Origin of the sequence: Dactylosporangium vinaceum, assembly GCF_019904175.1 — a bacterium.
In the GTDB taxonomy this organism is placed as follows: Bacteria; Actinomycetota; Actinomycetes; order Mycobacteriales; family Micromonosporaceae; genus Dactylosporangium; species Dactylosporangium vinaceum.
Genome location: NZ_CP061913.1, coordinates 8,879,797 through 8,906,178, shown reverse-complemented (window position 1 = coordinate 8,906,178; position 26,382 = coordinate 8,879,797). Strand labels below are relative to the sequence as shown.

General features: G+C 73.8%; 25 protein-coding genes. 6 read left to right on the top strand and 19 right to left on the bottom strand.

Annotated elements, in window-relative coordinates:
- Nucleotides 1-67: 67 nt before the first annotated feature.
- The 4 genes from Dvina_RS39925 to Dvina_RS39910 form a co-directional block, all read right to left on the bottom strand.
- On the bottom strand, nt 68-1,132 hold the full coding sequence (locus Dvina_RS39925) for a C40 family peptidase (protein WP_223095157.1): 1,065 nt from the start codon (nt 1,130-1,132) through the stop codon (nt 68-70).
- A 233-nt stretch (nt 1,133-1,365) separates the two neighbouring features.
- A complete protein-coding gene (locus Dvina_RS39920) occupies nt 1,366-2,022 on the bottom strand; it encodes a response regulator (protein WP_223095155.1) in 657 nt (218 codons plus the stop codon).
- Nucleotides 2,019-3,134 carry a sensor histidine kinase gene (locus Dvina_RS39915; RefSeq protein ID WP_223095153.1) on the bottom strand — a complete coding sequence of 372 codons (1,116 nt, stop codon included), beginning with the start codon at nt 3,132-3,134 and terminating at the stop codon, nt 2,019-2,021. The genes Dvina_RS39920 and Dvina_RS39915 overlap by 4 nt, the downstream gene beginning before the upstream one ends.
- 11 nt (nt 3,135-3,145) lie before the next feature.
- Nucleotides 3,146-3,658: a hypothetical protein gene (locus tag Dvina_RS39910; protein WP_223095151.1), complete on the bottom strand. Its 513-nt coding sequence runs from the start codon at nt 3,656-3,658 to the stop codon at nt 3,146-3,148.
- Between the two features lie 78 nt (nt 3,659-3,736).
- On the opposite strand from Dvina_RS39910, the gene Dvina_RS39905 reads away from it, so the two are divergent.
- Nucleotides 3,737-4,219, top strand: a complete 483-nt coding sequence (locus tag Dvina_RS39905; protein WP_223095149.1) for a GNAT family N-acetyltransferase — start codon at nt 3,737-3,739, stop codon at nt 4,217-4,219.
- Here the strand turns inward: Dvina_RS39905 and Dvina_RS39900 are convergent.
- Nucleotides 4,157-7,342 (bottom strand): ATP-binding protein, encoded by a 3,186-nt coding sequence (locus Dvina_RS39900; RefSeq protein ID WP_223095147.1) that lies wholly within the window; start codon nt 7,340-7,342, stop codon nt 4,157-4,159. The two genes, Dvina_RS39905 and Dvina_RS39900, sit on opposite strands and share 63 nt — an antisense overlap.
- 31 nt (nt 7,343-7,373) lie before the next feature.
- Complete coding sequence (locus Dvina_RS39895) at nt 7,374-7,754, bottom strand: hypothetical protein (RefSeq protein ID WP_223095145.1); 381 nt, start codon at nt 7,752-7,754, stop codon at nt 7,374-7,376.
- A 39-nt stretch (nt 7,755-7,793) separates the two neighbouring features.
- On the opposite strand from Dvina_RS39895, the gene Dvina_RS39890 reads away from it, so the two are divergent.
- Nucleotides 7,794-8,603 (top strand): haloalkane dehalogenase, encoded by an 810-nt coding sequence (locus Dvina_RS39890; RefSeq protein ID WP_223095143.1) that lies wholly within the window; start codon nt 7,794-7,796, stop codon nt 8,601-8,603.
- A gap of 70 nt (nt 8,604-8,673) precedes the next feature.
- On the opposite strand, the gene Dvina_RS39885 is transcribed toward Dvina_RS39890, so the two are convergent.
- Complete coding sequence (locus Dvina_RS39885; protein ID WP_246655623.1) at nt 8,674-10,698, bottom strand: M4 family metallopeptidase; 2,025 nt, start codon at nt 10,696-10,698, stop codon at nt 8,674-8,676.
- Nucleotides 10,699-11,101: 403 nt separating this feature from the next.
- On the opposite strand from Dvina_RS39885, the gene Dvina_RS39880 reads away from it, so the two are divergent.
- Both Dvina_RS39880 and Dvina_RS39875 read left to right on the top strand, forming a co-directional pair.
- On the top strand, nt 11,102-12,547 hold the full coding sequence (locus tag Dvina_RS39880) for a bis-aminopropyl spermidine synthase family protein (RefSeq protein WP_223095139.1): 1,446 nt from the start codon (nt 11,102-11,104) through the stop codon (nt 12,545-12,547).
- Nucleotides 12,544-13,746: an MFS transporter gene (locus Dvina_RS39875; protein WP_223095136.1), complete on the top strand. Its 1,203-nt coding sequence runs from the start codon at nt 12,544-12,546 to the stop codon at nt 13,744-13,746. The genes Dvina_RS39880 and Dvina_RS39875 overlap by 4 nt, the downstream gene beginning before the upstream one ends.
- Before the next feature lie 30 nt (nt 13,747-13,776).
- On the opposite strand, the gene Dvina_RS39870 is transcribed toward Dvina_RS39875, so the two are convergent.
- Complete coding sequence (locus tag Dvina_RS39870; RefSeq protein WP_425516482.1) at nt 13,777-14,190, bottom strand: phosphatase domain-containing protein; 414 nt, start codon at nt 14,188-14,190, stop codon at nt 13,777-13,779.
- 22 nt (nt 14,191-14,212) lie between these two features.
- Nucleotides 14,213-16,873: a serine/threonine-protein kinase gene (locus Dvina_RS39865; protein ID WP_246655622.1), complete on the bottom strand. Its 2,661-nt coding sequence runs from the start codon at nt 16,871-16,873 to the stop codon at nt 14,213-14,215.
- A gap of 306 nt (nt 16,874-17,179) precedes the next feature.
- On the opposite strand from Dvina_RS39865, the gene Dvina_RS39860 reads away from it, so the two are divergent.
- Nucleotides 17,180-17,755, top strand: coding sequence for a hypothetical protein (locus tag Dvina_RS39860; RefSeq protein WP_223095132.1), 576 nt, complete (start codon nt 17,180-17,182; stop codon nt 17,753-17,755).
- A gap of 29 nt (nt 17,756-17,784) precedes the next feature.
- Nucleotides 17,785-18,114, top strand: a complete 330-nt coding sequence (locus Dvina_RS39855) for a PadR family transcriptional regulator (protein WP_246655621.1) — start codon at nt 17,785-17,787, stop codon at nt 18,112-18,114.
- Nucleotides 18,115-18,413: 299 nt separating this feature from the next.
- Here Dvina_RS39855 and egtD read toward each other — a convergent pair whose 3' ends face one another.
- The 10 genes from egtD to Dvina_RS39805 form a co-directional block, all read right to left on the bottom strand.
- Nucleotides 18,414-19,385, bottom strand: a complete 972-nt coding sequence (gene egtD, locus Dvina_RS39850) for an L-histidine N(alpha)-methyltransferase (protein ID WP_223105968.1) — start codon at nt 19,383-19,385, stop codon at nt 18,414-18,416.
- 2 nt (nt 19,386-19,387) lie between these two features.
- Complete coding sequence (egtC, locus tag Dvina_RS39845) at nt 19,388-20,146, bottom strand: ergothioneine biosynthesis protein EgtC (protein ID WP_223095130.1); 759 nt, start codon at nt 20,144-20,146, stop codon at nt 19,388-19,390.
- Complete coding sequence (gene egtB / locus Dvina_RS39840; RefSeq protein WP_223095128.1) at nt 20,146-21,393, bottom strand: ergothioneine biosynthesis protein EgtB; 1,248 nt, start codon at nt 21,391-21,393, stop codon at nt 20,146-20,148. Before egtB ends, egtC begins: the two co-directional genes overlap by 1 nt.
- A complete protein-coding gene (egtA, locus tag Dvina_RS39835) occupies nt 21,386-22,585 on the bottom strand; it encodes an ergothioneine biosynthesis glutamate--cysteine ligase EgtA (protein WP_223095126.1) in 1,200 nt (399 codons plus the stop codon). Before egtA ends, egtB begins: the two co-directional genes overlap by 8 nt.
- Nucleotides 22,586-22,669: 84 nt before the next feature.
- On the bottom strand, nt 22,670-23,356 hold the full coding sequence (locus Dvina_RS39830) for a TetR/AcrR family transcriptional regulator (RefSeq protein WP_223106256.1): 687 nt from the start codon (nt 23,354-23,356) through the stop codon (nt 22,670-22,672).
- Nucleotides 23,334-23,738 carry a thiol-disulfide oxidoreductase DCC family protein gene (locus Dvina_RS39825; protein WP_246655620.1) on the bottom strand — a complete coding sequence of 135 codons (405 nt, stop codon included), beginning with the start codon at nt 23,736-23,738 and terminating at the stop codon, nt 23,334-23,336. The genes Dvina_RS39830 and Dvina_RS39825 overlap by 23 nt, the downstream gene beginning before the upstream one ends.
- Before the next feature lie 14 nt (nt 23,739-23,752).
- A complete protein-coding gene (locus Dvina_RS39820) occupies nt 23,753-24,151 on the bottom strand; it encodes a hypothetical protein (RefSeq protein WP_223095122.1) in 399 nt (132 codons plus the stop codon).
- 82 nt (nt 24,152-24,233) lie between these two features.
- The gene (locus Dvina_RS39815; RefSeq protein WP_223095120.1) at nt 24,234-25,250 is read right to left on the bottom strand and encodes a WD40/YVTN/BNR-like repeat-containing protein; all 1,017 of its coding nucleotides are present in this window, start codon (nt 25,248-25,250) and stop codon (nt 24,234-24,236) included.
- Nucleotides 25,243-25,755 (bottom strand): RNA polymerase sigma factor, encoded by a 513-nt coding sequence (locus Dvina_RS39810; protein WP_223095118.1) that lies wholly within the window; start codon nt 25,753-25,755, stop codon nt 25,243-25,245. The genes Dvina_RS39815 and Dvina_RS39810 overlap by 8 nt, the downstream gene beginning before the upstream one ends.
- Nucleotides 25,756-25,792: 37 nt before the next feature.
- Nucleotides 25,793-26,239: a DUF3307 domain-containing protein gene (locus Dvina_RS39805; RefSeq protein ID WP_223095116.1), complete on the bottom strand. Its 447-nt coding sequence runs from the start codon at nt 26,237-26,239 to the stop codon at nt 25,793-25,795.
- Between the last annotated feature and the right edge of the window lie 143 nt (nt 26,240-26,382).

The following is a 26,382-nucleotide window of genomic DNA, read 5'->3' as shown; positions in this document are numbered from 1 at the left end:
CCGACCCGTAACAAACGGCCCCGAACCGTCGGAGACGATTCGGGGCCGTGTCAGGGGGAGGCGGGCGTCAGTCGCGGATCTTGTTGTACCGCCACGGCTTGAACCCGTTGCTCTTGGCCGTGCTGACGTAGAGCTTGTAGTGGTTCATGTCCGAGTTGGGGTTGCCCTCCTCGTACAGCCAGAACCGGGTGTGCGCCTTGTTGGCCCACTTCTCGAACAGCTGCACGTGGTGGCCGCTGCGCAGGACCATGTCGCCCGGCTTGAGGCTGGACCAGTTGATCCGGTGCGAGACCCCGTCGAGGGTCCGGGTGGTGCGGCTGGAGGTCAGCGCCCACGACATGGACACGAAGCCCGAGCAGTCGGTGCGGAACTTCTTGCCGTGGTTGACGTCCCAGGCGTAGGCGCTCTGGCTGTACTGCACGTTGCGGCTGTACCAGTTCTTGGCCCGGGCGATGACCTTGGTGCGCTTGATCGGCTTGCCGTACTTCAGCGCCGCGGCCGCCGCGGCCAGCGTGCTCGTCCCCGCGTCGGGAGCGTCCTCGTCGCCCTCGGGCGCCACGTAGTCGGCGTCCGGCTCGACGCCCTTCTCCGCGCCGCCGACCGTCGGCACGGCGGTGTCGACGTCGGTCGCCGGGTCGAAGTCGGCCGGGGGCAGCGCGTCGTCGGCGTCGGCCGGCGGGGCCTGCTCCACGATGCGGTCGGCGCCGTCGATGGCGTCGGGGTCGGCCGGCGCCTCGCCCGGGCACCAGCCGTCGTTGCTGGTGGGAGCCTCTTCGACCTGCTTGGCGTGCTCGATGTACATCCAGCCCTGGTTCTGCGTGCCGTCGATGCGGCCCCAGATCCAGGTGTTGCCGTAGTCGTTCTCGATCGTGCACCAGGTCCAGATCTTGGTGTTGGCCGGGACCGTCTGGAACACGCCGCACGCGTTGTACGGGGCCTTGTGCAGCGGTGCGCTCTCACCCAGGACGATGAACCCGTCGTCGTTGTTGGCCACCGGCTGGCTGCCGCAGCCCGCGGCCGCGTACGCCCAGTTCTGGATGGCCAGGCTCGGCACGACGCCCGCGAGCAGCGCTCCCACGGCCAGTGGTACGGCACGGCGCGCCCAGCGCCGCCGGGATGCTTGGTGTGTCATCCGTCAGTCCCCTCTGCCGGCCCCCGTGATGGTTGCGGCCGGTCATCGACACGCCCGGTGGTACCGGGCCGGGCGGCCGACGGGATTCCATCGACCGCGATGAGGACCGTGGCAGGGGCGCCGCCGGGATGGCAACGGATGGCCGTGAACTTGGGACGCCGGGACGGCAGCCCGGCGCTGAGCTGGGGTGGGACGGCGGACGCGGGACGCCGGCCGGGACGCGGGACGAGCCCCTACGGGCGGATGCCGCGTTCGTAGGCGTAGCGGACGGCCTGGGCGCGGTCGCGGACGCCGATCTTGGCGAACAGCCGGTTGATGTGGGACTTGACGGTGACCTCGGTGACGTAGAGGCGCTCGGCGATCTCGCGGTTGGACAGCCCGGCGGCGATCAGGGTCAGCACCTCGGTCTCGCGGGCGGTCAGGCCCTCCACGGCGGCCGGCGCCTCGGCGGTGGTGGCGGAGCCGCCGCCCTGGACCGCGGCGGCCACCAGACGCTGCTGCACCTGGGGGTCGAGGACCGACTGGCCGGCGGCGGCCGCGCGGACGGCGTGGGCGATCTGCACCCGGCCCGCGTCCTTGGTCAGGTACCCCAGCGCGCCCGCCTGCAGCGCCGACAGGATGTGCTCGTCGTCGGCGAAGGTGGTCAGCACGACCACCCGGGTCTCCGGGTGCGTGGCGCGGATCTCGGCGGTGGCCGACACGCCGTCGCGGCGCGGCATCCGCAGGTCCATCAGCACGACGTCGGGCCGGTGCGCGGCCACCAGCTCCAGCGCGGCCTCGCCGTCGGCGGCCTCGCCCACGACCTCGACGTCGTCGAGCAGGCTCAGCATCAGGGCGAGCCCTTCGCGTACCGCCGTCTGATCGTCGGCCACGACAACCCGGATGCTCATCCCGGCATCCTCACATCCACCTGCCAGCCGTCCTCGCACGGGCCCGCCTCGAAGGTGCCCCCGGCCAGCTCGGCCCGCTCGCGCAGGCCCTGCAGGCCGTAGCCGGAGGACAGACCGGTGGTCGGCGGGCCCGAGGGGCCGGTGTTGCGCACGGTCAGCCGGATCTCGTCCGGGGTGTACTCCAGACGCACCGTGATGCGGCTGCCGGGAGCGTGTTTGCGGACGTTCGTCAGCGCCTCCTGCGCGCTGCGGTAGAGCGCCAGGCCGGTCTCGGCGCTCAGCTCGCGCACCTCGCCGACAAGCGCGAACTCGTGCTCCGCGGTCAGCTCGCGCAGCAGCTCCGGCAGCGGCACGGGATCGCCGCGCAGGGCGCTCACGGCGCGGCGGGTCTCGGTGAGCCCGTCGCGGGCCAGGCGGCCGGCCCGGTCGACGATCGTGGCGGCCTCGGCGGCGCGGTCGCGCTCCAGGAGGGCGGCGGCCGTCTCCAGCTGCAGGGAGAGGGCGGAGAGGGAGTGGGCGAGCACGTCGTGGATCTCGCGGGCCAGGCGGGCCCGCTCGGCCAGGGCGGCGGTGCGGGCCTGCTCGCCGGCCAGGAGCCGGTCCTGCTCGGCGCGGCCCTCGCGCTCGCGGCGGACGGTGCCGAGCAGCAGCAGGACCACCATCGCGCCGGACCAGATGACGATCGTCTCCAGCGGCGCCCCGATGGCGGCGTAGGCGCCGGCCAGGAGCAGCGCGCCGGTGCCGGTCATGACGGCCGCGACGGCGAAGGACAGGCAGGCCGTGGCCACGGTGACGGCGGCCAGGGCGTACACGCCGGCGAAACTGCCGTGGCGCAGCAGCGTGATCACGACGCTCATGGCCATGCAGGTGCCGATGGCGTACGGGTACCGGCGCGGGTCGCCGATCCGCAGCGCCATCATGACCCAGGCCACCGACGCGACGGTCATGGCGGCCAGCAGGGCGGCGCCCCGGCCGGTGAGCCCCGGCCGGGGTTCGTCCTGGAACATGGCGATCGTGATGACGATCAGGATCACCAGGCTGCGCAGCTGGCGGTAGCGGGCCACGCGGCGTTCGGTGATGAGCTGCTCCAGCACCGCACCAGTCTGCGCCATCGCGGTGTATCTCAACCGCGGCGGGCGGCCCGGCGGGCACCCTTGGGCGCGAACGGGGCGCCTGTCGCGATCGCCCGCTTGCCGATGATCGCGGCCTCGCCCAGGAAGCTCAGGCCGAGGATGACCAGCAGGCCCGCGGACAGCACGGCCTGGTCGGCGTCGAGCGCGCGGCCGGCGAAGAGCTGGCCGACGCGCAGCGCCACCATGGCGATCCACACGCCGATGGTGACGAGCGTGTAGCGGTACCAGACGTGCCCGTTCTGCACGAACACCTTCACGGTGAGGCCCCGCACGATGCCACCGGCGACGGCGACGATGGCGCCCATCCCGAGGACCGCGCCGTCGACGGCCGGGTGCTGCGCGGCGGCGGCGAAGTCCACCTGGGACAGCGTGTAGCCGCCGAAGACGATCAGCAGGACCGGCGGCAGGATCAGGCGGCGGGCCTCCAGCGGCTCTCCGGCGAACCGGCGGGCCATGAGCAGGACGATGACGGCGACGGCGATCAGCAGCGTGGTCGTGTTCATGCCGTTGAAGTTAGGGATCTTCGATGCGATGAGCCGCCACCCACGGGTGGAGATCCGGGTGGAACGTAGGCTCCACCCATGAGCGACTTGATCATCGAGGAGCGCGCCTGGGACGACCCGGCGGGCGCCGCGCTGCGGGCGGCGCAGGAGGCGGAGCTCGACGCGCGGTACGGCGGGGAGAGCCACGAGCCCGGCGACCACCCGAGCGCGGCCGACGTCGACGTGTTCCTGGTGGCGACGCGCGCGGGAGCGCCTGTCGGGTGCGGTGCGCTGCGCCGCCTGGACCCGTCGAGCGCGGAGATCAAGCGCATGTACGTCGTCCCGGCCGCCCGCGGCACCGGTGTGGCGGCCGCTGTGCTGCGGGCGCTGGAGCGGCGGGCGGTGCAGCTCGGCTGGGGCACGCTGCGCCTGGAGACCGGCACGTTGCAGCCGGACGCGCGGCGATTCTACGAGCGGGAGGGGTACCACCGGATCCCGCGCTTCGGCGTGTATGTGGGCTCAGAGCTCTCCGTCTGCTACGAGCGTGCGCTCGGCCCGGGCGGTGGCGTGGGCGTGGTGTAGGGCGAGCGCCCGCTCCCTGGCCGCGTCCGTGGGCTCGCCGGTCGCCAGCGCCTGGATGCGGCGCAGGTCGGGCTCGGCGAAGCCGCTCTGGCCCGGGAGCCCGGCGGCCAGGGCGGCGGCCGCGACCGCACCGGCCTGCTCGGGGCGGCCGACGGCGAGCAGCGCGTCGGCGTAGAGGGCCTCCAGGCGGCCGAAGCGGCTCATCGCCGGGCCCAGGTGCGCGCGGGCGGCGGTCATCCGCTCCAGCCCGGCCGGGTCGCCGGTGCGCGCCTCGGCCCAGCCGAGGACCAGACCGGCGAGGCTCTGGTACTCCCGGTATCCGCCCCGCTCCGCCAGCGCCAGCGTGTCCCGGGCGGCGGCCGCGGCGGCGACGGGATCGTCCCGGTCCGCGGCCACGACGGCGGTGAAGTGCGCGACGTACATGTCCAGGAACAGCTCGCCGACCCGGCCCGCCCGGTCCCGCGCGGCCCGCAGGTGCTCCTGCGCCGTGCCGTCCTCGCCGAGCAGCCCGCAGACGAGTGCGGCCGGGGCGAGCGCGCCGATGACCGGGTCCCAGTTCACGATCGGAAACACCGGCAGGTCCCCGCCCGGCAGCGCGTCCAGGGCGTTCTCGAAGTGCGCGCACGCCCGGGGGAGGTCCAGCTCGGTAAGTGCCGCGTGCCCCTCGTGCACCTCGGCCACGACGACCCCCCACGGATCGCCCGGACCGTGGGCCATGGACCGCGCGACGGCGACGGCCCGCGGCACGTCACCGGCGGCCGTGTGGAACGACGCGTAGCCCCACAGCGCCGGCAGCACGTCGAGCACCGGCCGCCCGCGCAGCCGCATCAGCAGCGGCTCCATCGCCGCGTACTGCTCGGCCGCGACCGGCGCCAGGTACCCGTCGCTGGCCTGGCGCATGTACGCGAGCCGGATCCGCAGGTCGAGCTCGGCCACGTCGCGCCGCTCGCCCGCCGGCACCCGCTGCAGCAGCTCGAGCCCCTCTTCCAGCAGCGCCTCGGCCTGCTCGTGGGCCGTGCGGTCGTACGCTTCCCGGGCCGCCGCGGTCAGGCCCGGCACCACGTCGTACGGCGAGAGGACCGGCAGCGCGGCCCGCAGGTGCCCGGCCAGTTGGGCGGCGTTGCCCAGGCCGGTGTCGCGCAGGGCCTGGGCGGCCCGGGCGTGCAGCCGGGCCCGGCGCATGGGGCCCTGGTCCTGGTACGCCGTCTGCCGGACCAGGTCGTGGGAGAACCGCAGCAGCCCCGGGTCGTCGGTCGCGGTCAGCAGCCCGGCGACCACGGCCGTGTCGAGCGTGTCGAACAGGTCGAGCTCGTCGATCTGTACGACCTCGCGCAGCACCGGCACGGCCACGTCCCGCCCGAGCACCGCCGCGACCGCGAGCACCGCATTGACCTGGCCGGGCAGCTTCGCCAGCCGCCGCCGCACGACCTCCTGCACGCGGACCGGCACGTGCTCCGGCGCGAGCGTGTGCTCGGCCGCCAGCACCTTGAGCAGCTCGACGACGAAGAACGGGTTGCCGCCGGTCCGGTCGGCGAGCATCAGCACGGTCTCCGGGGGCAGCGCATCGCCGGTCACCGACCGCGCCAGCGCGGCGATCCCGTCGAGCCCGAGCCCGTCCAGCGGCATCCGCACCGCCGCCGGCGCCGCGACCAGCTCGGCCAGCACCCCGGCCAGTGGCGCGTCGGCCGCCAGCTCGGCCTCGCGGTAGCCGACGGCGAGCAGCACCCGCCGCCCGCGCAGCGCCTTGGCCAGCAGCGTCAGCAGGACCGTGGAGGGCGCGTCGAGCCAGTGCGCGTCGTCGAGCACCAGCACCAGCGGCGTGTGCCCGGCGAGCCGCCCGAGCCCGTCGACGATCCCCTGCAGCAGCCGCGACCGCGCCATCTCGGGATCGGCGATCCGCTCGGCCGCGGCCAGGGGCAGCACGTCACCGAGCGTCGGATCGAGCACCGCCGGCAGGTTGCCGTAGGGCGCGAACGCCTCGGCCATCGCGCCCGCCGCACCCTCACCACCGGCGATCCCGCGCAGGATCTGCGCCCAGGGCAGGAACACCGGCGGCGCCTCGCCGTCCACCCCGACCCCGGTCCCGACAAGCCCCCGCCCGGCCCCGCGCGCCGCGACCTCCCGCAGCAGCGCCGTCTTGCCGATGCCCGGTGATCCGGAGACGAGCAGCAGCCGCCCGTGCCCGGCCGCCGCCTCGGCGATGAGCCGATCGACGGTCCGCAGCTGCTCGTCCCGCCCGACGAGCGCCTCGGGCTCGTCGTCCGGCGCGCCAGGCGTCGCCGCGATGTCCGGGCGGCGGGGGACGGCGGATGCGGGGGGTGCCGACGTAGGCACCGGCGGCGCGGAGGTGGGTGCGGCGGACGGAGGGCCGGCCAGGTGCGGGGCCTGGCGCAGCACGTCCTGGGCCAGCTGCTGCAGCTCCGGGCCGGGCTCGATGCCGAGCTCGTCGATCAGGCCCTGGCGGGCGCGGGCGTAGGCGGACATGGCGTCGGCCTGGCGGCCGGTGCGGTACAGGGCCAGGATCAGCTGAGCCCACAGGCGCTCGCGGTAGGGGGCCTCGGCCAGGGCGGACTCGGTGCGGTACACCACCTCGGACGCCCGGCCCAGCGACAGCAGCGCCTCCGAGTGCCGCTCGAGCGCGGTCAGCCGCAGCTCGACCAGGCGGCCGCGCTCGGCCCGGGCCAGCGGTGACTCGCCCAGCTCGGGCAGCGGGTCGCCGCGCCACAGCTCCAGCGCGGCGGTCAGTGCGGTGAGCGCGGCGTGCGGGTCGGCCGTGACCTGCTCCACGGCCGCGGCCAGCCGGGCGGCGTCGACGGAGTCGGCCGGGACCTGCAGCACGTAGCCGGGAGCGCGGCTGACGAGCACCGCGGAGCGGTCACGGGCGGTGCGGCCGGGCTCCAGGGCGCGGCGCAGGCGGGAGACGTACGCCTGCAGGGACGCGATCGCCCGCTCCGGCGGCTCGTCGGCCCACAGCTCGTCGATCAGGCGCTGGACGGAGACGATCCGGCCGGGCTGGGTGGCGAGCATGGCCAGGACGGCGCGCTGCTTCGGCGTGCCGGTGTCGACCGGGCCGGCGTCCGACTCGACCTCGAGCGGGCCGAGAATGCGGAACCGCAGGCCCAACGTGCCCTCCGACAAGCACCGGGCCGGGAGTTCAGAGCTCCACGGCGAATGAACCGTCCAACGGGCCGAAACCCGCGCGCCGCAGCACGTCCTCGTCGTGCGCCCCGGGCGCCGCGACGAGCCTACGGGCCGGGCTCGCCCGCAGGGAGTCCACGAGCGCGATGAGCACCTGAACGGCGAGGTCGCTGCGCCCGCCCGGCGCGGCAACTCCAACCAAACGGGCCTTGCTGCCGCCCTGCAGCACCGCCGCGACGGCCGCCGCCGGGTGCTCGTCACCCTCGGCCGGGTCGATCAGCTCGTACCAGTCCAGCTCCTCGAACAGCCGGTCGTCGAACACGTAGAAGCCGAGGGCCCGGCTGGTGACCGCCCTACGCGCCGGCGGGACTCGCCGTACCACTCGCATCTCTGTCACGGTTTCAGCAAACACGGCTCGTCTTGCAGAATGCTTGCCGTGGAGGTGCTCGGCAGTCACATGCACTACCTGGACACCGGCGGCGACGGCCCACCGGTCGTCTTCCTGCACGGCAACCCCACCTCGTCCCGCCTGTGGGCGAAGACGCTGGAGCACGCTGACCTGGGCGGCCGCCGGGCGATCGCCCCCGACCTGATCGGCATGGGGCGCTCGGGCCGGCCGGACCTGGAGTACCGACTGGCCGATCACGTCGAGTACGTGGACGCGTTTCTCGACGCGCTCGGCCTGCGGCGCCTAGTGCTGGTGGGGCACGACTGGGGCGTGGCGATCGGCATGGAGCTGCTGCGCCGCCGCCCGGACGGGGTCCGCGGCTTCGCGTTCATGGAGGGCCACCTGCGGCCGCTGGAGAGCTGGGGCGAGTTCGACGAGGGCGGCCGGGAGGTGTTCCGGCGCCTGCGGACCCGCGACGAGGGCGAGCGGATGGTGCTCGACGACAACTGGCTCATCACGCAGGTCGCGCCCGACTACGCCGAGTTCTACCCCGATGCCCGGTCCCGCCGCCCGCTGCTGCAGTGGACCCGGGAGATCCCGATCGCGGGGGAGCCGGGCGACACCGCCGCGCTCATGGCCGCCGGCTGGGCCCATCTGCGCCGCTCGCCGGTGCCGAAGCTGCTGGTGCACGCGGCGCCGGGCGTCGTGGTGACGCCGGCGAAGGTCGAGCAGTGCCGGGCCGAGCTGCCGGCGCTCACCACGGTGCGGATCGACGCACCGGGGCACTTCCTGCCCGCGGAGGCGCCGGAGGCGCTCGCCGCGGCGCTGAGCGCCTGGCTGCGCACGTTCGACGAGTGAGCGACGCGCGGCGGAGACGGCGAAAGGCCCGGGCGACGCGCGGCCCGGGCCTTCCGACGTGCCGAACGAACTAGCCCAGCGTGACCGCGGCGTCGTCGATGACGAACGAGGTCTGCAGCGAGGAGTCCTCGGTGCCGCTGAAGCCGATGGAGACGGCCGCGCCGGTGCCGGTGAAGGTGTAGCTCTTCAGCTGGTAACCCGACGCCTTGTTGAGGTTCGACAGCGTGGCCAGGGTCGTCGAGCCGGCCGTGACGGTCAGCTTGTCGTAGGCCGTGGTGGTGGTCGTCTCGGCCGAGTCGATGTGCACGTAGAACGACAGGGTCGCCCTACACCCGGACGGGACTGTCACCGACTGCTGGATCGCCTCGGTGTGGGTCGAGCCGTAGCCGTCGAGCCAGGCGCTGTACGTGCCGCCGTGGGCGGCCTGGCCCGAGCCGGACCACTGGCCGATGGCGCCGGTGGTGCCGCTCCAGCTGGCCGAGCCGGACTCGAAGCCGCCGTTGAGCAGCTTCTGGCCCGAGCAGGAGCCGGTCGGGCCGCCGGTGGGCGAGCTGGTGGTGGGCGGCGGGGTGGTGCCACCACCGGAGCAGGTCGGGTCGCCCGACTGCGCCGGCACGGAGACGGCGTCCCACGCGGCCTTGACCGTGTTGAACTGGGTGCAGCTGCCCGGGAACAGGTTCTTGGCCGCGGTCAGCGTCCAGGTGCGGTACTTCAGGTACGACGACGACGAGGTCTTCATCAGCATCGCGTTGTACATGACCTTGATCGCGTTCTGGATGCCCAGCGGGTTGGAGACCGTCGAGCCGTTGCAGGTCGGGCTGGCCGGCTGGCCGTTGCCCGCGGAGCCCTGCGCCATCAGGTAGAACCAGTGGTCGCCCGGGCCCGCGGCCGCGTGGACCTCGCCACCCGGGATGCTGCTGGAGTAGCAGTTCGCGTCGCCGACCGACGACGGGTTGTACATGTTGCGGATCGGGCCGCTGCCGACCAGGTTGACTTCCTCGCCGACCAGGTAGTCCGGCGGGTCGTTCGGGTTGTTGGCGAACCACTCGGTGGCGGCGCCGAACGTGTCCGCGACGAACTCCTGGGTGCCGCTCTTGGAGATGCCACCGGGGGTGGTGTCGTCGACACCGTGACCGGCCTCGTGGCCCAGCACGTCGGCGGAGGAGATCCACTGCCCGGCGGTGTTCTTGCCGATCTGGATCTGGGTGCCGTCGTAGTAGGCGTTCTGGTCGTTCAGGCCGACGCGGATCGGCCAGCCGCCGCCCGAGCCGTTGAAGCCGTTGCGGCCCAGCCACGAGGACAGCATCGAGAGTTCCTTCTGCGCGACGTACAGCGCGTCGACGCAGCCGGTCTCGCGGTTGGTGCCGGTCCCGTTGCCCCACACGTCGTCCGAGCCGGTGAACGTGGTGTTGTTCGCCGCGTCCTGGCAGGAGATGTTCGTGTAGTTCGGGTCCTTCATGCTGTACGTGCTGCCCGACTGGGTGGTGTTGATGGTCACCGAGCCGTTGATCCAGCCCGTGCCGGTGCCGGCCATGACGTGCTCGGTCTTGTCGAGCACGGCGCCGGTGTTGGCGTCGACGTCGACCGTGAGCCGGCTGATGCCCTCGGCGCCGAGGCCGTTGACCGTGGTCTCGTAGGCGAGCTTGGCCGCACCGTCGACCGTGTAGACGACGAGCGTGGTGCCCTCGACGTTGTTGACCGTCTTGAGCTGCTGCTTCGCGACGGTCTCGGCGGCCGCCGAGGTGAGTGACGGGGTGGTCGAGAGGTTGCCGATCGCCTTGGTCTGCGCGACCGAGGTGTACGTCGTCGCGCCCGCCTTGTCGGTGGCGACGACGAAGTCACCGCCCTTGACGTGCAGGCCCTTGTACGTCCGGTCGTACGCGATGTACTTCGAGCCGCCGTACGCGGTGACCGACTTCTGCACATACGCCTCGTCGGCGCTGGGCTGGATCACTGCCGGCTTGCTCTTGACGTAGGCGTCGACGGACTGGGCGGCGACGGCGTTGGAGACCTCGACGGCATCCGTGGACGCCGATGCGGTCGTGGCTTGCACGGCCGCGGCGGTGCCGGCTGTGACCAGCCCGACCGCGAACACTCCGGCCGCTGTAGCGAACCGTGGGGAGAGCTTCAAAGGGTGCCTTCTTTCAGCAACGACCCAACCTCACCGGGGAATGTTTGACGGGGTGGGCCGGAACCAACGGAGGTCACGTGCTCGTCGAAGTGTCTGGGGGCCCTGTGCGCGCCGTACGAAGGCCCGGCATCCGCATCGACTTGCAGCGATGCGGTGACGATCACACATATCGAAAGAGTTGGACAAGAGTCGATGCCCTAACTTCACCCTCGCCCCCACCCTGTACTTCGGGCGTGGAAACATGCGAGAAATCTTGCGCTCTGTAGATCTCGATCCCACCAGGCCGTTACTACGGGTTAACTTTTAACTGTCAAGTCACACTGTGTTCGGCTCGGATCACGAGCTGTGGCGATGGTAAGGTGCCCCGGTGGAGCCCGGGGGGATCGATGCGGTGGCCGCCGCCGTCTCAGCATCCGGGATCGCGGGCCGCCGGCTGCGTGAGGTGATCGCCGCCCTCGCCGCGGGGCCGACCACCCTCGACGACCTCGTCCGCGACCACGCCGTCCCGCGCCGCAGCGTCGAGGCGCTGCTGCGGGCGGCCGGCCCCGACGTGCGCGAAGAGCGCGGCAAGATCTTTCTCAACCCCCTGATCTCGCCCGTGTACTCCGACCGTCTGGCCCTGCACCGCCTGCCCGACGAGCCCCGGGTGGACGGGATGGCGGCGCTCATCGCCGCCGCGCCCGCCCCGGACCAGGCCCTCGACCACGTCGCCGCCACCGCCGAAACGGCCGAGCGCCGGGCCCGGTGGCTGGCCACCACCTACGACCTGGCCGGCGCGCGCGTGGTCTGCATCGGCGACCACGACCTCACGTCGCTCGCGCTGCGCCGGGCGTGCCCGGACACCGAGGTCACCGTCGTCGACGTCGACGAGCGGCTCCTGGCCTACATCGACGGCCAGGGCGCCGGCATCGCCTGCTACCAGGCCGACCTGCGCTTCGGCCTCCCGCCCGCGGTCGCCGGGAGCGCCGACCTGATCTTCACCGACCCGCCCTACACGCCCGAGGGCGTCCAGCTGTTCCTCGGCCGCGGGGCCCAGGCGCTGCGCGACCGCGCCAACGGGCGGCTCGTGATGGCCTACGGTTTCAGCCCGCTCACCCCGGCCCTCGGCCTCAAGGTGCAGCGGGCGGTGCTCGACCTGGACCTCGTGATCGAGGCGATGCTGCCGGCGTTCAACCGGTACCACGGCGCCCAGGCGGTCGGCAGCGCCAGCGACCTCTACGTCTGCCGCCCCACCCAGCACACCTGGCAGATCCTCGACCGCCGCCTCGACCGGCTGGCCGGCTCGGCCAACATCTACACCCACGGCGAGCAGTCGCTGGAGGGCGCCGCGGCCCGCGGGCCGGCCCGCATCCTCGGCGGCGGCCCGCTCCGGGCGGACGAGCTCACCGTCGACCTGTCCGGCGACCCCGGCGCGTGGCTGGCCCGGGTGCTGCTGGCCGTCAACGTCGCGAAGGTCACGCTGCTCGTGCCCAACCAGCACCCCGATCTGCGCGACGAGGCCGGCCAGACCGCGCTGCGCGAGCTGATCGGGGCGAAGTACGACCTGCGCCTGCGCCGCAGCACGCCCGGCCCGAAACAGGCGACGGTCGAGGCCACCCTGCGCCCGGCCGGCGAGGACGGCGTCGCCGGCTGGCTGCTGACCCACGCGCACGGCAAGCTCGGCAACGTCCTGCGCGAGGCTCTGGTGCGCACGGGCCTGCCCCGCGCCGCCGCCGCGGCACGCGCCGCCGAGCTGGTCGGGCGGCCCGAGTATCTCGACGCGCGCCTGCTCGATGTGCCGCGCCATGTGATCGTGCCGCTGCTGCACCGGTGAGCGGCCTCTGGCGGAGCCGCGACTTCCTGGTGCTGCTCGGGGTGCAGACGCTGTCCGCGTTCGGCGACGCGCTCACCTTCGCCGCCGTGCCCCTGCTCATGCGCACGGGCGCGATATCCATCACCGACCTCGGCTGGATCCGGGCGCTGTCGGCGGTGGCCACCCTGCTCACCGGGGTCGTCGCCGGGGTCGTCGCCGACCGCTTCGACCGCCGCACCGTCCTGCGCATGTGCGACCTGGCCCGGTTCGTGCTGCTGGGCTCCATCCCGCTGGCCTGGCTCGCCGGGCCACAGCCCTGGCTGCTGTTCCTGGTGCTCCCGGCCGCCGCGGTGTTCGCGATGGTCTTCCAGGTCACCTACGTCGCGGTCGTGCCCGCGCTGGTCCCGGCCGACCGGATCGCCGAGGCCAACGGGCTGCTGTACGGGTCGTACTCGGTGGCGTACCTGGCCGGCCCCGCGGTCGCCGGTGTCCTCTCCCAGGGGGCCGGCCCGGTCGCGGCGATCGGCCTGGACGCCGTGTCGTTCCTGCTCTCCGCGGTCGGGCTGCTGCTCATCCGCATCCGGCGGCCGGCCACCGAGGGCACCGAGCGCGGCCTCGGCGCCGGGGTGCGGTTCATCCGCCGGCACCCGGTGATGCTGCCGCTGACGGTGCTCCTGGCCGTGCTCATCTTCTTCACCTCGAGCCTCAACGACGTCGTCGTCTACCACCTGATGCGCGGGCTCGGGCAGTCCGACGCGGTGATCGGCCTGGTGCTGACGGCCGGCGTGCTGGGCTCGACGCTCGCCGCGGCCGCCGTCGCCCCGCTGCGCCGCCGGGCCGGGTTCGGCGCGACCTGGATCGGCGCGTTCGGCCTGTGCGGGCTCCTGGTGGCCGGGATCGGGCTGGCGTCGAACGTGCCCTTGATCGCGGTGCTCGCGGCGGCGGTCACGCTGTGCACCGGGATCGCGGGGATCTCCTCGGTGTCGCTGCGCCAGGAGGTGACGCCCGGCCATCTGCTCGGCCGCGTCACTGCGGCGTTCTGGACACTGCAGCTCGTGCTCGCACCCGCCGGCGATGCGGCGCTCACGTTCTCGGCGAAGCAGCTGGGGGTACCGCTGACGCTTGCGGTGGCCGGAGCCGCCGTCACGATCACCGCGCTGGCCGCGCTCTTCACGCCGATCAGGCGCCGAGCAGCGACCCCTCCGCCGCCGCCCGCATAGCGGTCCGTCGCCGGGCCCCGGCGATGCTCATCACGACGGCGAACTGAACTCCCGCACGTAGCGCTTCTGCCACGGGGTCTCGACGGCCCCGTGGTAGTAATGCCGGCGCACGTAGGCGACGGCCTCCTGCGCCGGGACGCCGTCAAGGATCGCGATGCAGGCCAGGGCAGTGCCGGTCCGGCCGCGCCCGCCGCCGCAGGCGACCTCGACCGCCTCGTGCTCGGCCCGCCGCCATGCCGCCGCGAACGCCGCCGCGGCGGCCTCCCGGTCCGTGGGCAGCCAGAAGTCGGGCCAGCGCACCCAGGTCGACTCCCACGCGAACGGCGGGGGCGGCTTGCCCAGCAGATACAGGCCGAACTGCGGGGGCGGCACCGGCTCGCCCCGCTCGCGCAGGCCGCGGCCGCGAATCCGCCGGCCGGACGGCAGCTCCATCCAGGCGCTCACCGCTGCGGCTCCGTCTCGGCGGTCACGGCTTCGGCCGGAAGCTGGCGAAGACCAGGTCGAGGTCCGAGTGTGCGTTGTTCCAGTCGCCTTCCGGGGTCGACCACCAGATGCCGTACGCCTGGTGGGGCGAGGACACCAGACCCCGGTTGTTCACGTGCTGGCGGGCGTTGGGGTTACTGCCGTAGAGGAACTCCCAGTCGGCCGCGACGATGAAGTAGTTGTCGACCTTGTCGATACGCAGGCCGGTGTAGTTCTTGTAGTACGTGTTGGCCCGCTGCCCCTCCTGCGCGCGCCAGTCCGCCACCGGGTCCATCTTCGGTTTGTCCGACTGGTCGATGCCGAGCGAGCGGCCGTTGCCCCGGAAATACACGATGCCGTCGTCGACTGACCGGTTCCAGCCGTCGGGGACGTACACCTTGAACCCGGTCGGGTCCGTGTAGTCGTGCCAGCCCGCCGGCAGCGGCGGGAGCGTGCCCGAGGCGGTGCCGGCGTTCTGCGGCTGCTGTTGCTGCTGCTGGGTCGGCGTCGCGCTCGGCTGGTTGTCGGCCGGCGCGCTGCTCGCCCCGCCGGTCGCCGCGGCCGAGGTGGGCCCGGCCGAGCTGGGCGCGGGCGCCGCCCCGGCCGCCGTGGTCTGCGCCGCACCGGTGCTGCCCGCCGTCGGGACACTCCCGTCGTCGTCCGACCGCACCGCCACCCACACGAGCACCGCCGCCACGAGCACGGCGGCGACCGCACCGGCGACGATGTTGCGCCGCCGCTTCTGCGCATCGGCCTGCCGCGGCCGCGTCACCACGGCCGCCTGCCCCGCCGCCCGGGGCGCTCCAGCCGCCGCCCGCTCCGGCCGCTCGACCGGCGCCGGTGCCGGTGCCGCCGCAAACGCCCCGGCCGCCGCCGCCCGCCGCTCGGTAGCCGGCTCGGCCGCGATGACCGGCTCGGGCTCGACTGCGGTGACCGGCTCCGGCTCGGCCGCGATGACCGGCTCGGGCTCGACTGCGGTGACCGGCTCCGGCTCGGCCGCGATGACCGGCTCGGGCTCGACTGCGGTGACCGGCTCCGGCTCGGCCGCGGTGACCGGCTCGGGCTCGGGTGCGGTGACCGGCTCGGGCACGACCGCCGTGACCGGCTCGGGCTCGGGCTCGGTGAGCGGCTCCGGGACGACCGCGGTGACCGGCTGCGGCTCCGTCGTGGGCTCCGGCTCGGCTGCTGCTTCCTCGGCCGCGGCCACCGGCTCGGGCTCGTCCTCCACAGCAGGCGCCGCGTCGACGGCGGTTTCGGCTTCCGTGTCGTCCGCGACCGCGTTCGCGCTGTCATCCGCGCCCGTGTCAGCGGCCTCGTCAGCGCGCCCGGCGACGTGCTCGGTGCCGGTCGCGACCCCGGCATCGGCCGTGACCCCGGCATCGGTCGCGCTCGCGGGCTCGGTGTCGGTCGCAATCCCCGCATCGGCCGCGGTCGCGACCTCGGCGTCGGTCGCGCTCGCGGGTTCGGTCTGCGACTCGGTGTCGGGGTCGAGCTCGTCCGCCGTCGCCGTGCCGAAGATCGGACCCTCGATGATGCCCGACTTCCCGGAGATCCCGGCGCTCGCCGGCTCCTCGTCGGGCACCGGTGGCCAGGCCGGCGGTGGCGTCTGGGCCGGTGCCGGGGCCGGCACTACCGCGTGGCCCCGCACCACGGCCGGAGCCGACGCCGCAGCCGACGCCCCGGCCACTGTCCCGGCCGCCGACCCGCCGGCCGTCGCGGCCCCCGGCGCTCCCGACGGCGGAGCCCCTCGACCCGGCGGTGCGGCGGGCTTGGCCGTCTCGCCGGAGCCGGCCCCGGACAGCGCGACCGGCTCCGGCCGGGTGCGCGGTGTGCGCTGGGCCGGAACCGCCGGGGCCGCGGGCTCGGTGCGCCCCCAGCCGCTGAGCCACGAGCGCTTCTTCTTCGCCGGCTCCCGCTGGATCAGGGCCTTGCGCAGCAGCTCGTCGGTCTGCACGAAGTTGGCCCGGGCCCTCGGGTCCTTGCGCAGCAGGGCGCGCAGCACCGGGGTGAGGGCACCCGCGCGCTGCGGCGGGTCGGCCTCCTCGGAGGCGAGGGCGGACAGGGTCTCCATCGCGGAGCCGCGGCCGAACGGGGAGCGGCCCTCGACCGCCGTGTAGAGGGTGGCGCCCAGCGACCACAGGTCGCTGGCCGGGCCGGCGATGCCCTCGCGGGCCCGCTCCGGGGCGATGAACTCCGGGGAGCCGAGCACCAGGCCGGTGCGGGTCACGTGGCCCTCGCCCTCGACCCGGGCGATGCCGAAGTCGGTCAGCACGACGCGGCCGTCCTCGGCCAGCAGGACGTTGCCGGGCTTGATGTCGCGGTGGTCGACGCCGACCTTCTGGGCCGCCCGCAGCGCATCGAGCACGGCCAGACCGATCTCCGCCACCCGCCGCGGCGGCAGCGGCCCGTCCTCGCGAATCACCTGATCGAGCGAGCGGGACCGCACGTACTCCATGACCAGCCACGGCTGCCCCTCGGCGGCCAGCACGTCGTAGACCCGCACCACGTTGGGGTGGCTCAGCCGTGCCGCCGCCCGCGCCTCGCGCAGCGTCCGCTCCATTGCCACGTCCCGGGCGGTGTCCAGCAGCTCCGGCGGCAGGATGATCTGTTTGACCGCGACATCGCGATGCAGCGTCTCGTCGCGGGCGCGCCACACCCGCCCCATGCCACCGACACCGAGTGGCTCGAGCAGACGATAACGGTTGGCAACGACGGGGGGCGCGGCGGTCATGCACCATTGTGTACCCGAAGGATCTCGCCACCACGCACCGCCCTCGCCCGTGTGTGGTGCCGGACAGATTTCCGGCGGCCGCAACCCGGATCACCCCCATCGGCGTCGCAACGCCCGCGCGACGGGCCGGCCGTGTCATCCGGTCGCGCCGGGCCCCGGCCCGATCTCATGACAGTGCGCGCATGATCGCTCGCCTACCGTGGTTGCGGAACGGTTGCTTGCAGGTGGCGGAGGAGTTCGGTGAGCGAAGGTCTGTTGCACAACCTCTTCGAGGGTGACCCCGGCGTCGTCGCGCTGGTGTACCTCGTCATCGGCCTCGCGGTGTTCGCGGCGGCCTTCCTGCCGGGCAACGCGCCGCTGTACCGGGCCGTGTCGCTCATCGTCGGTGGCGTGATCGCGGTCGCGGCGGCGAAGTTCATGATGTTCGGCGGCACCGTGTACGTGAGCGTGTTCGCCTTTCTGGCCCCGCTCGCCCTGCTGCTCATCGGCGTGCTCGGCACCGTCCGCCACGTGGTCACCGGCCACCGCCGGCGCAGCGCCTACGCCGGCTACCGCCCGCACCCGGCCGCGCGCGAGTACGGCGGCCCCGGCGGCTTCCGGCCGTATCCGCCGACCTCGTACGCCGCCATGCACCACGGCTACCCGGCGCCCGCCGGCAGCCCGTTCAGCCAGTACGCCGCGCCCGACCCCTGGGCCGACGGGCGCTCCGGTGCGCACGCAGCGCAGCCGACCGGCCACATCCCGCGACAGCCGGGCCCGCGTCAGGTCGAGTTCGCCGACCCGTCCGCCGGAAGGGCACGCCACCGGGCCCCCTGATGTCGGCAAATGGCCGTATAAAGATCGGTATGACCCCGATGCGGGAGCCGACGTTCCTGATCCTGACCGCGCTGGCGGTGCGGCCCATGCACGGGTACGCCGTGATCCAGGAGGTCGGCGAGCTCTCCGGAGGCCGGGTCGTCCTGCCGGCCGGGACGCTCTACGCCGCCCTCGACCGGCTCACCGCCGAGGGCCTCGTGGAGCCCGAGGGCTCCGAGGTCGTCGACGGCCGGCACCGCCGCTATTACCGCCTGACCGACGAGGGCGTCGCGGCGCTGGCCGCGGATGCCGACCGCCAGCGCCGCAATGCCGCCGCGGCTTCGAAGCGCCTCCGCCTGCGGGCCGCCGGGGCCCGGTGAGCGGGGCGGGACGGGCGGGTGGCTGAGGCCCGCACCGTCAGGGTCGTCAACGGGTCGGTCCGGCCCATTGGTTGCGCATTGTGGTCATCCTCTCGGCTCTCGCACTCCGGTCCGATCACGGCGGGGTCCGCCGATCCATACCTTCGCCGAGCGCCCTGACGCGCCGCTGAAACGAGATCCCCGGGCCGCCGTCAGCGAAACCGGCACATCCGGAATTCCCGATACGTCGCGGCGGCCGGTGCCGGGGCGGCTCCGCTCCCGCCTGGCCGGGGGCTGCGCGCCCCTGCACCCCGCTCGGCTCAGGCCGCCGTCGCCAGCGTCAGCGCGAACCGCCCCGCGGCGTCGGTCCACCAGTCGCGGACCGCGAACCCGGCCGCCGCCAGCTCGGCCGTCAGACCCTCCCGGCGGAACTTGGCCGACACCTCGGTGCGCAGCTCCTCGCCCTCCGCGAACGACACGGTGAGGTCGAGGGCGTCGATCGGCACGGTCATCGGCACCAGCGCGCGGAGGCGCATCTCGATCCACTCGTTCGCCGCGTCCCACCGGGCGACGTGGGCGAACAGCGCCGGGTCGAAGTGGGCGCCCAGCTCGCGGTTGAGGACGTGCAGGACATTGCGGTTGAACTCGGCGGTGACGCCGGACTCGTCGTCGTAGGCCGGTATCAGGACGGCGGGGCTCTTCACGAGGTCGGCACCGAGCAGCAGGAACTCGCCGGGGGAGAGGCGGGCGCGCAGGGCGGCCAGGAACGGGGCCCGCTCGGCGGGCGTGAAGTTGCCGATCGTGCCGCCCAGGAAGGCGACCAGGCGGGTGCCGGCCTCGGGCAGGACGTCGAGGGAGTGCACGAAGTCGGCGACGATGCCCTGCAGGTGCAGGTCCGGGTATTCGCGGCGCAGGTCGCTCAGGGCGCCGCGAAGCGCCGCCGCGGAGACGTCGAGCGGGGTGAAGGAGGCCAGGGTGCCGTGCTCGCGCAGGGCGTCCAGCAGCAGCCGGGTCTTCTCCGAGGAGCCGGAGCCGAGCTCGATGAGCGTCTTGGCCCCGGTGCGCCTCGCGATGGCCCCGGCCCGCTCGGCCAGGATCTCGCGCTCGGCCCGGGTGGGGTAGTACTCGTGCAGCCGGGTGATCTCCTCGAACAGCTCGCTGCCGCGGGCGTCGTAGAAGTACTTCGGCGGCAGGTGTTTCGGCGTGGCGGTCAGGCCGGTGCGCGCGTCCGAGCGCAGCGCGGCGGCCAGGTCGGCGTCGGTCAGGTGGATGTCGAGCTCGAGGTCGGGCAGCGTCACGAGGTCTGGCCTTCCAGTGCGATGACCGCCACGGCCGACGGGGCCGCGACGAGCAGGGACAGGTCGGGTACGGCCGTCCAGGCCGCGTCGGGAGTCAGGGGCTCGGAGGCGACCAGCACGGCGCCGTCTCCGGTGGCCAGGTACGACAGGGAGTGCCCGGCCGTGGTGGCGGCGATCGACTCGCCGTCGGTGAGCAGGAGGTTGAGCCGGGACCCGGGCGCGGCGGCCCGGACCGCGGTCACGACCTCCGCCAGGGCCTTCCCGGGCTCGAGGCCGGCCCGCAGCCGGTCGCGGACCAGGGCCCACAGCAGCGCGCTGTCGGTGGGGGCGTCGAGCGTGAGCAGGTCGCGGACCGGCAGCGCGGCGGCGAGCGCGGCCACGCTGTCCGGCCAGCCGGTGACCTTGCCGTTGTGGGAGAACAGCCAGCGGTCCTCGGTGAAGGGGGCCGCGGCCGTCTCCACGACCGGCATGCCGACGGTCGCCGAGCGGACCGCGGCCAGGACGCAGCCGGAGCGCGTCGCGGCCGCGAGCTGTGGCAGTGTGCTGTCGGTCCACAGTGCGGCGCTGCGGCGGTACCGAAGCGGCACAGGCTCTTGCGCCTGGAACCAGCCGACCCCGAAGCCGTCGGCGTTGATGGTCCCGCCGCCGCGCATGTCCCGGGGCGCCCAGGACTGGCGCTCCAGGGAGTGCGGGGGTGTGAAGAGCAGGTCCGCCAAGGGGATCGGCGGCCCCAGGTACGCCAGGTGCCGGCACACTAGGCGAGCTCCCCGGGGGACCTGTCGCGCGCCGTGCGGAAGCCGCTGAAGATCTGCCGGCGGATCGGGTAGTCCCAGTTGCGGAACGTGCCGCGGCAGGCGGCCGCGTCGGTGCCGAACGAGCCGCCGCGCAGGATCTTGTAGTCGGGGCCGAAGAACACCTCGGAGTACTCGCGGTACGGGAAGGCGGCGAACCCGGGGTAGGGCGTGAAGTCGCTGTCGACCCACTCCCAGACGTCGCCGATGAGCTGGTGCACGCCCAGGGGCGAGGCGCCGGCCGGGTAGGCGCCGACGGGGGCCGGGGCGAGGTGGCGCTGGCCCAGGTTGGCGTGGTGCGGCTCGGGGTCCTCGTCGCCCCACGGGTAGCGCCGCGAACGCCCGGTCGCCGGGTCCCAGCGGGCCGCCTTCTCCCACTCGGCCTCGGTCGGCAGCCGCCGCCCGGCCCACTCGGCATACGCCTTGGCCTCGGGGAACGACACGTGCACGACAGGCGCGTCGGGCACGATCGGCGCGGTGCGCCCGAATGCGGTGGCCAGCCAGCCGCCCGGGTCCCGGCTCCAGTGCAGCGGCGGCTCGGCGCCGGTCTCGTCCAGGAACGCGGCGTACTGCGCGTTTGTCACCGGCGCCCGGTCGATGAAGAACGCCGGCACGTCGACCAGGTGCGCGGGCCGCTCGTTGTCGAGGGCCCACGGCTCGGTCGACGTCCCCATCGTGAACGGCCCGCCCGGCACCAGTACCTCCCCGGAAACGTCCACAGTGGACGGCGGGGGTGGGGCCGCGGCCAGCACGGGGTCGCCGGCGCGCAGCTGGTGCGTGGCCAGCATCGTCTCGTCGTGCTGCTGCTCGTGCTGCACGATCATCCCGAAGGCGAAGGCGTGCTCCGTGAGCCGATTACCCTCCAGGGGTACCCGCTCGAGCACGTCGAACACCTTGTCGCGCACGGTCGCCACGTAGGCCCGCGCCTCCCGCGGGCTGAGCAGCGGCAGCGCCGGCCGGTCCCGGCGGGCGTGCTTGAAGGCGTCGTAGAGGTGGTCGATGTCGGCCCGGACCGGGTCGCGGCCGCCGACGTCGCGCACCAGCCACAGCTCCTCCTGGTTGCCGATGTGCGCCAGGTCCCACACGAGCGGCGACATGAGCGGCGAGTGCTGGCGGATCAGGTCGCCGTCGTCCACCGCCTCGGTGAGCACGGTGGAGCGCTGCCGGGTCCTCAGTAGTTCGCGCGCGACGCGCTCCCGCAGGTCAGTCATTGCGTGTACTCCCTTCGACGACGTCGGCGAGCAGGTGCGGTGGCAGATCCAGCCGGTCGAGCGCCAGCTCGCGCACGGCCCGGGCGACCCCGGCGAGGACCGGGTCGGCCATCCCGTCGCGGGCCGCCTCCACCCAGCGCCCGGCGGCCGGCGCGCACAGCTCGCGGGCCCGCGCCACGGTGGCGGGGTCGGCGAGCAGGGCGGTCAGCAGCGCGGCGGGCGCGAACCAGTGGCGCCCGGGCTGGGTGTCGAGGTAGCGGATCTCCAGGTACCCGCGCGGGCGGACCGGCGGGAAGAGGGTGCTGAGGTGGTAGTCCAGGTCGGCGAAGGTCGGCCGCGGCCCCAGCGCGCCGCGGACCCAGTCGGCGAACGTCACCCCGGCCGGGGTGCCCCACGCCCCGTCGTCGCGGCGCACGCACAGGACCTCGGCGTCCAGGGCGTACGCGGTCCAGTCGGCGGCCGGGTCGGGCCCGGGGCCGGCGGCGCGGGTGCGGGACGGGTCGATGCCGTGCCACGCCCGCTGCCGGGCCGAGGCCCAGCCGGACTCGGCACCGGCGAGCCGGCCGGCGTTGGCGAACAGGGCCATGAGCGGCGGGCCGAGCTCGTGGACGGCGGCCCAGCGCGCGGCGAGCTCGTCGGCGGGGCCGGGGTCGAGGCAGACCTGCAGGCCGGCCGTCGAGCACATCATGACCGTTCCGGCGTCGCCGCGACGGCTGAAAGCCGCCTCCATGGCGTCGTACCGGGGAGTGCGCAGCAGCCGCCGGGGTGCCCGGTGGGCGTCGGCCCCGAAGTCGCCCAGGACCAGTCCGGTCCGGGCGAGCAGGGCGGTGAGCTGCTCGATCTCGGCGCCTACGGCCCCGTGCAGGGCGGTCAGCGACGGGTGGGGGCGGCTGGAGATCTCGACCTGGCCGCCGGGTTCGAGGGTGACGCCGCTGCCGTGGCGCAGTGGCAGCGCGGGGGAGTCGGCCCGCAAGGTCGGCGGCGCGTGGTCGCCGAGGGCTTGACAGAGCCGCTGATGATCCAGCGGGGCCGCCGGATCGTCGCGATGGTGCACGGTGAACTCGAGCTCGACACCGACCGCCGCGGGTGGGCCGGTCTTGAAGCAGATCGATGCAATGTAGCCCTCGGCCTGCTCCAGATCGGCGATGACCGCGTCGTGGTCGGCCCTGCGGATGCCCTGCAAGGTCGCCATGGGAGCCGACGCTACCTCGGGATCCGCGCTTCGGCGAACGCTGGAGTTGAACAAATGGTTACCGAATGACTACGGCGGGCGTGATCAGCGCAGCAGGCGGTACAGCTTGAGCGCCTCGCGGGTGACGGATTTGAAGCCGGGCACGCGGGCCAGCCCGACCAGCCGGTCCACCAGTGGCACCGCCCGGTCGATGAGCAGCCGGGTCTTCGCCTGGCCGGGTGAGGTGTCGTGCACCCAGTAGAGCGTGATGCCCATCTCGGCCAGCCAGAGCAGCTCCGGCAGGTCGGCCCGGAGCTCCGCGTCGATCTTCGTGGTGGCGCCCTCGACCACGCTGCGCAGGACCGTGATCGACCGCTCCCGGGCCGGGGCCGACTCGGCGCTGAACGGGCTCAGCGCCGACCCCGGCTCCACGGCGGTCTTGATGAACTTGCCGGCGAAGGCGTGGTACGGCGTCATCACGTCGAACATCGCCGTGAGCGCCACCCGCAGCCGCTCGTCGAACGGCCCCGGCTGCGCCAGCCGCTCGGCGCTCGCGGCCGCGGCGTCCTCCTGGACTGTCGCGTAGAACTGCTGGACCAGGTGATCCTTGGAGGGAAAGTAGTAGTAGGCGTTGCCGACCGAGACGCCGGCCTCCTGCGCGATGCCCCGCATGGTGGTCCTGTCGTACCCCTGGTCGCGAAACAGCCGCACCGCCGTGTCGACGATCAGCTTGCGCGTCTGCTCGCCCCGGCTGGTCTCGGGGGCGCTGTCAGGTACCGCAGGAGTCACCACAGTCCTGACGATAGCGATCAGGCGACCCGGGCCACGCCGGCGGAGGCTCGATCGGCCCGCCCCGGCCTCGCAGGGACCCGGCCGACTGCGCCACCCGGCGGGCGACGGGCCGCAGGTGCGGCTGGGCGAGGCGCGCCGCCAGCCCCCGATAGCCATCGAGCGCCCACAGGCAGACCAGCCAGGCCGCATCCCCGGTGTACACGCCGCCGTCGTCGGCGACCACCGTGATGTCGGCCAGGGTGTCGGCCGGATCGAGCGCCGGATACCGGCGGCGCGCCTCGTCCGATCCCGCCGCGACGAACTCGAGCGGGACGATCTGGGCTCGGCCGGCGAGCCACGATTTCGCCGTGCGGCACAGCCGGCAGCCGTCGTCGAACAGCACCGTGAGCCTGGTGATCATCGCGGCGGCGAGCTCAGTGTCCGGGTCGGCTCGACCGGCGGCGCCGCCTGCTCCAGCAGCCGCCGCCGGCGGAAGCGGCCGAGCACGAAGAGGTTGCCGAAGTGCACGCCGCCCAGCACGAGCAGGACCAGGCCGAGCTTCCAGGCCAGCGTCTCCATCGCCCCGCTGCCGGTCAGGATGGTGTCGGCGGTCTTCATGGCGATGGCGATGTAGCCCAGGTTCAGCAGGTAGAACCCGACCACCAGCAGGTGGTTGACCGACTCGGCCAGCCGCTCGTCGGCGAAGGCGTCGTCCAGGAACACCTGGCCGTTGCGGAACAGCGTGCGGGCGACCCACACCGTGAGCAGCCCGCTGACCGCGAGGTAGATCAGGTAGGTGATGAGTTTGAGGTCCATACCGGCCTCCCAGGAATTTGAACGCGTTCAGTTCGAGGTCGACGGTAACCCGTAACTTGAACACGTTCAACTGTGTGCCCGGTCACCCTTGGACGTAGCGGATCCAGTCCCCCTCCTCGCGGCCGACGATCAATGTGCCGTCGAGGACCAGCGCGATCGCGCCGTCCGGCAGCACCATCGACGGCTCGGCGTCCCGCAGTGGCCTCGGCAACGGCGCGAAGTGCCCGCCGCGCCAGACGCCGACGCCCTGGCCGGGGACCAGCGCCAGCAGCCCGCCGCCGTTGAGTGGGCCGATCCCGTCCGGGCTCGCCGAGATGGGGAAGTCGGGCTCGGCGTAGGCGGCGTCGCGCTCGAGGCGCCAGACCCGCGTCGGGTTGCTCGCGAACGCCCAGGCGTCGCGGCCGTTGGGGGAGAGGCGCAGGGTGGCCCCGGTGCCCAGGGCGGGGCGCAGCACCCGCCAGGTGGCGCCGCCGTCCGCGGAGTACGACGCATAGCTGTCGAGGCCCTCACGGACGATCTTCCACGCCGTGTGGTCGGCCCCGGTCACGGTGTCGGGCGGCAGCGCCGGGAAGATACCCATGGCGTCGCCGGTGGGGCGGTGGAACGTCTGCCCGGCATCGGTGGACTCCCACAGGTCGTCAGTGGGGCCCGTCACGCCGAAGATGATCCGGTCGGGTCCCCGGACCGCGAGCACCGGCCGCCCCTGGTACGGCACCCGGGACAGGTCCACCCGGGTCCACGTGCGGCCGCCGTCGGTGGTGCGGCCCAGGACGTAGTCGCAGATGTTCCCCGCGCGGCAGGCGCCGGCCAGCGCCCAGCCGTGCCACCGGTCGGCGAACTGGACGTGCAGCTCGCCGTGCGCGCCCTCCAGGTGGACCGCCCGATCCGTCCACAGCGGCCGCTCGCCGCCGGCCCCGGGCTGCAGCGCGTTGAGCGACAGCGCCGCGACGAGCGCCGCCGCCAGCCCGCCCATCCACAGCGCCGCGCGCCGCTTGTGCCGCCGCCAGCGGGGCATGGACTCCACCGGCACCGGCCGGAACGAGCCCGTGAACTCGTCGGCGAACCGCGCGAACTCGTCCGCTATCCGCGCGTCAGGCATGCCACACCTCCACTGTCAGCTGGGCGGCCAGCCGGGCCCGGCCGCGGGTGAGCCAGGAGCGCACGGTGCCCTCGGCGACGGCCTCCTGCTCGGCGATCTCGGCGACGCCGAGCCCGGCCAGGTGATGCAGGACAAGCGCGCGCCGCTGGGCCGCGGGCAGGCCGGCGAGGGCGGTCACGAGCGCCACCCGGTCCGGGGTCGGGCCGTCGACGTGCTGCTCGCGCTGCCGGGCCAGGAAGCCGATCGCGGTGCGCAGGCGACGCAGGCGGCTCGTCGCCAGGTTCCAGGCGACCCGGCGGACCCAGCCGGCGGGGTCGGAGTACCGCGAGATCCGCGGCCACTGCTCGAGCGCCCGGCAGAACGCCTCCTGGGCGAGGTCCTGGGCCTCGGCGTGGTCGCCGAGGTAGGCGTAGAGCTGCACGGCGATGCGCTGGAAGTGCGCGCCGTAGAACTCGGCGAAGCGTGAAGCTGAGGAGTCTGCGTCGTCACAGGGCGGCTCCGGCATGTCTATGTCACGCGCGGACCGGCCCGGCCGCTGCACCCTAGATTGCGGCGATCATCAGGGCGGCGATGAGCAGGAACAGCTGGTGCAGCGCCTGGTCGGCGACGTACATGCCGCAGACGGGCGACTGGGTCTCGGCGAACTGCGGCGAGCGGGTGGCCTTCAGCACGGCCCGCACCGGCCATCGCCGGTCGAGCAGCCCGTGGGTGACGGCCGAGAACACCAGGCCGGCGACGACCCCGAGGGGGGACAGCGGCAGCCGGAGCACGCCGGCGGTGAGCAGCAGCACCGCGAGGACCGTGACGTGGTAGCCCAGCAGGTGCCCGGCCATGGCCCGCCACGCGGCGCCGCCGGGGCCCGCCTTGAGTCCGGCCTGGCGGTCGGTCTGGAAGACGTGGTCGCCGAGGTTGTGGCCGACGAACAGCGCGACCAGGGCGACGGCGAACACCACGGCCCGGGTCAGCGTCTCCTCCGGCAGACCGGTCATGCAGACCGCCTCCTCACATCGACGTGAGCTCCGATCATCCGCCCTCCGGCGATCCACTACTACGTCGAACGATGCAGAACACATGTGTCCTCGATCGCCCCGGACCTGCATATTTCAGTAACTAACCGGACATGTCGGCCGTT